Annotated in this window: 5 protein-coding genes; 1 reads left to right on the forward strand and 4 read right to left on the reverse strand. The window is 32.5% G+C overall.

Annotation, left to right across the window (positions count from 1 at the left end; all coding sequences use genetic code 11):
- Nucleotides 1–42: 42 nt before the first annotated feature.
- From ACIQ11_RS01070 to ACIQ11_RS01085, 4 genes are all read right to left on the reverse strand, one after another.
- Nucleotides 43–2937, reverse strand: a complete 2895-nt coding sequence (locus ACIQ11_RS01070) for an alpha-amylase family glycosyl hydrolase (protein ID WP_396151994.1) — start codon at nucleotides 2935–2937, stop codon at nucleotides 43–45.
- A 115-nt stretch (nucleotides 2938–3052) separates the two neighbouring features.
- Nucleotides 3053–4189, reverse strand: a complete 1137-nt coding sequence (locus ACIQ11_RS01075; protein ID WP_396151996.1) for a SusE domain-containing protein — start codon at nucleotides 4187–4189, stop codon at nucleotides 3053–3055.
- A gap of 20 nt (nucleotides 4190–4209) precedes the next feature.
- Entirely contained in the window at nucleotides 4210–5802 is a 1593-nt protein-coding gene (locus ACIQ11_RS01080; RefSeq protein ID WP_396151998.1) for a RagB/SusD family nutrient uptake outer membrane protein, read from the reverse strand.
- An 11-nt stretch (nucleotides 5803–5813) separates the two neighbouring features.
- Nucleotides 5814–8807: a SusC/RagA family TonB-linked outer membrane protein gene (locus tag ACIQ11_RS01085; RefSeq protein WP_396152000.1), complete on the reverse strand. Its 2994-nt coding sequence runs from the start codon at nucleotides 8805–8807 to the stop codon at nucleotides 5814–5816.
- Between the two features lie 290 nt (nucleotides 8808–9097).
- Here ACIQ11_RS01085 and ACIQ11_RS01090 point away from each other — a divergent pair.
- A partial coding sequence (locus ACIQ11_RS01090) for a LacI family DNA-binding transcriptional regulator (RefSeq protein ID WP_396152002.1) occupies nucleotides 9098–9593 on the forward strand: 496 nt, incomplete at its 3' end.

Raw genomic sequence — 9593 nt, forward strand, 5'->3', positions numbered from 1 at the left:
GGTGTCTAAATTTAGACACCTTTTTATTTATACACTTATTTCTTATTCTTTTATTAATTTCTTGCTAATTGAAATCGCATCTGAATTGGTAATTTTTACAATGTAAATTCCTTTAGCTAAGTTAGAAATATTTATTTCTTTGTTTGCAACACAATTATTTTCGGTTTGAATTAATTGTCCTGTTAGCGAATAAATCTCTAATTTTTTAGCATCTACAGAAATTTGAAATGCATTCGTGCTAGGATTTGGATATAGTTCTACTTTAGAAATTGCTTCAAAACTTTCATTAGATAATACAGTAGAAAGTTGATTACCAAAAATTCTAAATTCGCCTGGCCCTAATGTAATTTGCATATTCGTTGCAGTTACATTTGTTGTGGTGTTATCCATTAAATTATACCATGTTCCTGTATATGGAAAATCGGCAACAATATTTTGGTTACTTGTGTACAAATTTGCTAAAATAACTACATTTTTTAATTGCGTTGCAGGCAAAGCATTATCATAAATATAAATTCTTTGCTTTAAGTTATCAGAACCATCTGGAGAAATAGCATACTCTCCACTAAAAGCAGCTTCTCCTTTTTTAAGTTTAGTAAATTTAACATAATTGGAATAAATAGCACTTCTTGGGGTTGTTGTTAACCAATTTTCTATCCATTGTGGTTGTGGCTTTGTATCTAATTTACAATTTCCTGGTGTAGCATCAGTTTCGCTGTTAACAGAGCCGTTTTCACAAGTATAAATAGAATCGTCCATTCCTAATTCTTGAAAATGCCAAATCATTTTTGGACCAGGAATCAGCATGCTTATTGCGCCTAATGCAGACATTCTATTTATCGTATTGGTTTCGTTATTAAAGACTGGACTTGTACCAGAATTGTTTCCGAATGTTATTGCTTCATACATCAATCGGTCTTTATCATGACTTTCTGGATAACCTATTAAACGCTTTCCTGTAAATCCTCTACTTACGTGTCCCATTCTATTAATGTTACCAGTCGTATTAGAATATCCCATAGCTAATTCTTTATATTGTGTAAACATTTCACCCCACATCATAATTCCTTTTCCTTCAGACAATCTATGATTTGCCCATTGTTGTTCTTCAAAATCAGAACCTAAATGTTCAAAAATTACATAATGATTTGGATCTAACGACCAAGAATAATCAGCATATAATTTTAAAACTTCTACGCGATCAGCTTGATATCCGTCAGTACAAGCATCATTAGTACTCGTACAATTTTGAGTAAAACCTTTGGTTAAATCCCAGCGGAAGCCATCAATTTTAAATTCAGTTATCCAATGTTTTAGCGTTCTATTTACGTATTCACGTGTGAAAGTACTGGTATGATTAAAATCTTCCCCTACACTATAACTATGAAGCGCTTCAGTATTAAAATAAGGGTTGTCTGCGTTTGGTGGCCCCCAACCATCTTGAACTCCACCAGTATTAGTATCATTCATCCACATTCTTATCAACGGATTTCTTCCAAAGGCGTGATTGAAGGCGATGTCTAATATTACTGCAATGTTGTTTTGATGACATAAATCAACAAATTCTTTGAATTTATTTTCAGTACCATAAAATTTATCTAAAGCCATGTGAAATGAAGTATTATATCCCCAACTTTCATTTCCTTCAAATTCCATATTAGGCATTAATTCGATAGCATTGATTCCTAAGTTTTTAAAATACTCTATTTTATCAATTAAGTCCTGATAATTACTATCTGAATCAAAATCTCTTACAAGTACCTCATAAATTATTAATTTGTCCTTATTTGGTTTTGTAAAGTTTGTATTTTGCCAATTATAAGGTATTTTGCCTGTTTGAAGTACAGTTACTTCCCTTTCTTGCCCTACTGGATAAGCTGGCAAGTTCGGATATGTTGATGCAGGTATCCATTGATCATCATAAGGTGATAATACCAAAGTAGAACAAGGATCTGCAGTTTTTACTAAATTTGGCGAATTAGTTGTTGGAGTTTGGTCTACAACCCAATATTGATACGAATAAACTTGACCTGGTGTAAGCCCAGTTAATTCTAACCAAAATTTACTCCCTATTGTATTTTTTTTCATTAAGTGCGTAGCAGTAGGTAGCCAATTGTTGAAACTTCCTGCAACGTATATAAAATCTTTTCCTGGCGCTTCTAAAACTAATGTTGCTTTAGTAGCATCTGTACTATTATAATTTATACCAATTTCTAATCCTGTTGGTAATAAAGCTGAAGGAACTACAGAAGGTGCCACAATCACACTAAACGATTTAGTTAATGTAATAGTTCCTTGTGTAACTTCTAAAGTAAAATTTGTGTTTGTTGTTATATTTGATGCGGTATAGCTGTAGCTTGTTGCTGCGGCATCTAAAGTATTAATAGTTGTGCCGTTTGCTTTTAATACATAATTTGCTGCTCCGTTGGTGTGATTGGCTGAAATAAATATGCCTCCACCAGAATTTAATATGGTATTTGTATTTAAAGGAGTTACCAGGTTAAAATTAAATGCCCCTACTTCTGATGTTATATCTTGAGATTTTTTATCTCCTGTTCCGTTTTTTGCCTTTACTAAAAATCCAATTTTACCAATTCCTGTAAATCGATTATAAAATGCGTTTGGAGTTAGTGTATAAGTGTAAGTGTCTGTTCCTAAGTTATAAACGAATTTGTTTGTTTCGTTTGAATTTGTCCAGCTTCCATTTGTTGGACAATCTAAAACATTGCTATCATTACTGTCAAACGACCAAGCCCATAAATATAAATTATTCCCAGATGCCCAGGTAGATTCATTTACTGAATTTCCATTAATGGTTATGGTAATGGATTGATTGTCTTCAAATGTTGTAGGCGTTATCGAATACGTAATCGTTTGTAGTTGTGCAAATAAGAATGGAGCAAACAACAGCAGTAGTATACTTGTAATTTTTTTCATTTTTCATTTTTGTTAAAAGATTATCAAAAACATATAGAAATTAAATATTCTATTTTTTAAATTAAAAATGAGCTATATGAAATTCATATAGCTCATTTTATTTTTTAATATAAAATTAATCTACAGATATAACTTTAGTAGTAGTATTAATTTTAAATAATCTTACTCCTGTAGGACCAACATATCTAAAATTACTATCATTATCTGCAGCATTAATTAATTCAGAGTCAATGGTGTATCCATTAGAAACATACCAAGGGAAATTTCTATTAGTAGATGCCCAGTTATTATCTGTACCATTATTAACTTCCCATACTCTAAAAGTATTATTGTTAGTTAACCTAACCGGTACTTCATAAATGTTATTAGATACGTTTGGTAATTCCGTTTCTTTATTTCCATCCCATGACCAATCACCTGGAGTGGCAGCTCCAACTAACCAAAATGAAGCAGGCTCTATACCTGTAGTAACAGTACTTTTAGCCACGCCAATAGTTTTAGTATTTTCATCAATTTTTACTCTGTAAGTACCAGGAGTACCCATAAATTTAAAGTTACTGTCGTTGTCATTAGCATTTTCTAAAACACTCACAATTTTATAGCCCAAGCCACTGTAATATGGATAATTTCTTCCAGAACCCCAGTTACCACTTTGTGTAAAGAAACGGAAAGTATCGTTAATTAATCCTACTCTCATAGTTAAAACGTTGTTATCGCAAATTAAATTTGCAGGAGTGTTCCATCCCCATCCAGCAGAAGGTATTCCAGCGCCAACAGCAAATTGACCTAAACAACCAAAAGCAGTTACATTATATGTGATTTTATTAGAGTATAATGGTACTTGACCTGCTACTGTAGCTTTAATTCTAAAGTCTAAAGGCGTAGATACAAATGGCACAGCGCCTGCAGTTAAAGCAGGAACATTTAATTGACCCGCTGTGATGGTTACATTTCTGTTTGTAGTTGTTGATATATCTTGTGCATTAGAAAAATCAGAACCATTTGGCGCTAATTGTACAGTATATGTTACACTCGCAGGTGTAGTATACTGTGCTTGATCCCACGTTAATGAAATTGCTGGGTTGTTTAATGCGGTAGCACTTAAAATTACCCCTTCACCAGTTGTTGGCGTAATGATTCTAAATGATGCATTTGCTTCTGGCTGAATATAAGCTAAGTTACTTTCTTCTTCACAAGAAGATAAACCAGCAAATAAAGCGACTGTTAAAATTGATTTAAAAATATTTTTCATAACTATTAAATTTATATTGATTAATAACCTGTGTTTTGTGTTAAATTAGGATTTGATGCTAAACTTGTTGAAGGAATAGGGAATACTTTTAAGTGATTTGAAATAGCTACTCCGCTTGAGCTATTCCCTTTCCAAGTCCAATTGTAACTTCCGCCAACATATTTATTGAAACGAATTAAATCTTGTCTTCTGTGACCTTCCCAATGTAATTCTCTTGAACGTTCATCTAAAATGAAATCTAAAGTCAAGTCTGTTGAACTAATATTATTTGCAGTACTGTTGTTTGCTCTTTCTCTTAAGTCGTTTATATAAGTAACGGCTTGTGACATTGAAGCATTTGCAGCACCTCTTTTAGCACATTCAGCATACATTAAATATACATCACCTAATCTGAATAAAGGGAAATCAGTATCCACAAAAGTCTGATTTGCTCCCGCTGCACCAGTAGAAGTTTTGTTTGAAAACTTACCTAATACAAATCCTTGACCTTGTAAGGCAATGTTTGTAATTTCAATTGGTCTAGCGCCTGAAATAATAGTTTTTCTTTCATCTGTTGAAAAACTAGCATCTGTAAATTTTTGAACAAATTGTTTTCTTAAACGTAGTGCGCCTCCCCAGCCACCAACACCAAATGCTGATCCGTTATTTTCTACAGAACCAACTTGACCGTTAAGAATAACTGTCGTTGGGCCATAGTTTTGAGTTACTACTCCATCAGATTGTAACGTGAAAATCATTTCGGTTGAAGTATGATTGTCAGCAGTAAAGTTATGTAAGTAATTTGGTTCTAAAATATACCCACCACCGATTACGTTGTTACACATAGTAACACATTGGTCGTATTTGTTTTGTCCAATATATACTTCTGCATTTAAATACATTTTAGCTAACACCATCCAAGCGAATGCTTTATCAACTCTTCCGTATTCATTAGTTCTAGGTGCTTTTAATGTTTGAGCAACCGCTAACATTTCACTTTCAATGTAGGTAAACAATTGTTGTCTACTATATTCTGGTCCTGCCACACCTACAGCTTCATTTTCTGTATTAAACGGAGCTTTACCATATAAATCCATCAAATTATAATACGCATAAGCTCTTAAAGCTCTTGCTTCTTCTCTGTATAATGAAATATCAGATAATAATGCTGCGTTTGTTACACCTCTTTCGCTCAATTTTGCAGGACTTGTTTGTCTTAAATACTCATTACAAAAAGCTACTTGAGCCATAGTTCTAGAGAACATACCTAAAATAATTGGATTACTAGTAGTCCAAGTATTTCTTTGTAATTCTGCTAATCCAGGGTCATTTTCATAACTCCAAATTACTTCATCTGTAGTTAAGTTTTGTAGATTCCATAAACAACGTCCAAATTGACTTGTTCCGGCATCTAATCCTTGAATATTAGACGACCCAGCACCAGTTAATCCGGTTAACGATAAGTTGGCATATACACCACCTAATCCTGTTTTGTAGGATGCAGGAGAGTTAAAATATGCTTCTGTTAAAAATACATCATCATCTTCTGGCGTTACATTTAAATCATCTGTACAAGATGTAAATAAAGCAAAAGAACCAATGACAATCAATAAATTAAATTTTATCTTTTTCATAATTCAATTATTTAAAATTTCATATTAACTCCAAACAAAAACTGTCTTTGTCTTGGATAAATTGTGTTATCAATTCCGCTAAATACCTCTGGATCTAATCCTGAATATTTAGTAATTACAAACGCATTTTGAACGCCTGCGCTTAATCTTACTGAAGCTTTTCCTTCTAACCAATTAGGGAATGTATATCCTAATGTAATGTTGTCCATTCTTAAGAACGATGCGTTTTCAATGTAATAATCGGAGAAAATTACGTTGTTTCCTGAGCTTGCAAAGTTAGAATCAAAAGTACTTGTTGGTACGTTTGATAAAATTGAATTCGCAAACATATTGTTAGTATATGCATTTCCAGAATTAACATTATTGTACATTCTGTTACCAATACTTGCTCTTAAGTTAAATGAGAAGTCAAAATTATATACATTCATTATAGATTGAAATCCTAATAATACATCTGGATCTGTATTACTTCTAATGTATTTATCTTTGTCATTAATAATATTATCACCATTTAGGTCAGCAAAACCACCTTCAATTGGAGTTCCATCGGGATTATATAATTGTTGGTAAACATAAAATGAATTTGGTGTCCATCCTTCAGTAAACACTTGAATGTTTCCTCCTGTTCCACCACCAATTCCTCCAGTAGGTGTGTTATTAACTGTTTTTAAAGATTTAATTCTTCTTTCAAATTTAGAAGCATTGAAATTAACATTCCAATTGAATTTTTCTTTTTTAACAATTTCAGCATTTAAAGTGAATTCCACCCCTTTAATATCTAAACTTCCGATATTTTGTGGTCCAAAGTTTGAAAAGTTAGAACCGTCAGCAAAAGGAGCATCAAATAACAAATCTTCTGATAATTTGTAATATCCTTCAATCGATCCAGAAATTCTGTTATTAAACAAGCCATAGTCTAAACCTACATTATAAGTTGTAGTTTCTTCCCATTTTAAATTTGGATTGTAATCTCTAGGCAATCCGACTGTAATAGGAGAAGTTCCAAATACATACTGTGAACCTGGTGTTCCTGTAGTATATTGTGGTTGAAAATAATCTCTTCTTCCTCTTCCTAAATCTTGTTGTCCGGTAATACCCCAACCTGCTCTAAGTTTTAAGTCAGAAATTGTTTTGCTATTTGCAAAAAACTCGTTGTTTAATTTCCAAGCAAACGATGCTGCAGGGAAGTTACCAAACTGATTTTCTTTTGAAAACACAGAAGTTCCGTCTCTTCTATACGTTAACGTTAATAAGTACTTGTCTTTATACGTTAAGTTTGTTCTAGCAAAATATCCAATTAAAACTCTGTCTGTTGATCTATCTAAGTCAGAAAAATCTCCTGTAGGATTTAAAAGGTTTCCAGAATTATATCTTTCCTCTTCAAATTTTTGGTACGAATAACCTGCTGTTCCTTCAAAATCTAATTGTCCGAATTTTTTGTTATAAACAAAATATCCATCTAATAGTTTGTTTGTGAAAGAAGAAGTGTAGTTAGAACGCTCTCCAAATTTATCCTGTAATCTGTTTCCGCCATTTCCGTCAGAAACAGCTGAGTTTCTCGCTACAGTTGGATTTCCTTCTCCTTTAGATTGGTCGTAACCGAAATTTACTACGGCTCTTAACTCAGGTAAAAAATGAAATTTATAGTCCAATTGTAAGTTACCTAATATACGGTTTACATTACTAACATTTGTACTTTGCATAATTTCCGCAACTGGGTTTCTAGGTGCTAAAGCTGTTAAATCTCCGTTAGGGGCTGTATATTCATAAAAACCACCCCATTGTGAGTTGGCATTATAAACAGGTTTCGTTGGATCAAATCTTATAGCGCTTCCAATTGGTGTTCTAGCAAAATTGTTTTTTTCGTTAGAAATGTTAGCGTTTAAAGTTAATTTTAAATGGTCTTTAAATAAACTTGGGCTTAAATTTAAACCCGCAGTATTTCTATTAAATTTGTCTGTTAAAATCAAACCTTCCTGATAGGTGTTTCCAACACTCAATCTAGCAGGAATTTTATCAAATAAACTACCACTCAAGTTTAAGTTATTTGTTACATAATCTGTAGGTCTAAATATTTCTTCTTGCCAATCAGTATTATAAATAGTTCTACTTTCGTTGATATTTGGCGTAGCAGGATTATCTGCAATCCCAGATGGCACTCCAAGAGTTCCAACTTGCGCAGGATATAATTCTTGCGCTTTAGCTACAAATTCATCTGAACTTAATACATCAATTTTTCTGTAGTGTTTACCGCTTCCATATTGGAAATTGTAATCCACTTTCAATTTTTTACCACCTTTTTTGGTCGTAATGATAATTACACCATTAGAAGCTCTTGAACCATAAATAGCAGTTGCAGAAGCATCTTTTAATACAGAGATAGATTCTACTGTATTTGGATCTAAAGTGGCTAAAAAGTTTCTTGAACCTGCAGGCGACTCATTAGAAATTGGCAAACCATCCACAACAATTAAAGGATCATTTGTTGCACTAATTGAAGCACCACCTCTAATTCTAATAGCTGAACCACTTGCTGGCCCACCTCCTGTGTTAATTTGTAAACCTGCAACTCTACCATTTAATAAATTTTCAACAGTTGGTGTAGCACCTTTGTTAAAATCTTTAGCAGAAATTTGAGTTACAGCGCCAGTAGCGTCTTTTTTCTTAACTTTACCGTAACCTACTACAACTACCTCTTCAATTCCTTGGCCGTCTTGTTGTAAAGAAACTGAAATGTTTTGTTGATTAGAGTAAGCAATGGTTTCTGTTTTAAATCCCAAAAATGAGAAAGAAACATTGTCTCCTGATTTAACATTTTTCAAAGTAAATGTTCCATCAGAATTTGTGAATGTTCCATTTGTTGTTCCAGTAATTACTACTGAAACGCCAGACATAGCTTGATTGCTAGATGCGTCTGTTACTTTACCTGATAAGCTGTTTTGAGCCAAAACACTTAATGGTAAAACGAGCATAAAAAACAGTAATTTTTTTAGCATTGTTTTCATACATTTTGTTTAAATTAATAGTCAGTTTTTTGCTTATATATTCACTTCAAAGGTTAAATTTATGTAAAATTTTCATTAATCAAAATCTATAAAAATTTATTACGCAACGAAAACGTTTTCGTGTTGAAAACTTTATTATTTATGCATCTTTTTTACTGAAAATGAATAAGATAAATATTTTTTTTCGGATAAAAATCCCACATTCGTAATTTCGAAAATAAACGCCACTTTTCTACTTAAAATAAAAGAAGTATCTTGTAGCCGAAAATCGAATTTAATTCAAAATTAAAATGAGAAGAAAAGTAACCTTAAAGCAAATTGCAAAAGAGCTGGATATTTCTATTTCAACCGTCTCAAAATCATTAAGAGACAGTCACGAAATCAGTGAAGAAACAAGATTAAAAGTGAAAGCTTTTGCTAAATTGTATAATTATAAGCCAAATAATATTGCGTTAAGTTTAAAAAACAAAAAAACAAAAACCATTGGAATTATTATACCTGAAATTGTACATCATTTTTTTGCTACCGTTATTAGTGGAATAGAACACGTAGCGAATGAATTTGGCTATAATGTTATTGTAACACTTTCGGACGAGTCTTTTGATAAAGAAGTGATTAATCTTGAAATGTTGGCCAGCGGAAGTACGGATGGTTTTATCATGTCGCTTTCTAAAGAAACACAACTAAAAAAAGATTTTCACCATTTAGAAGAAGTCATTAACCAAGGCATGCCAGTGGTGCTTTTTGACCGCGTAACAAATGATGTTTTTTGCGATAAAGTAATTA

The organism is Flavobacterium sp., assembly GCF_044361065.1.
In the GTDB taxonomy this organism is placed as follows: Bacteria; Bacteroidota; Bacteroidia; order Flavobacteriales; family Flavobacteriaceae; genus Flavobacterium.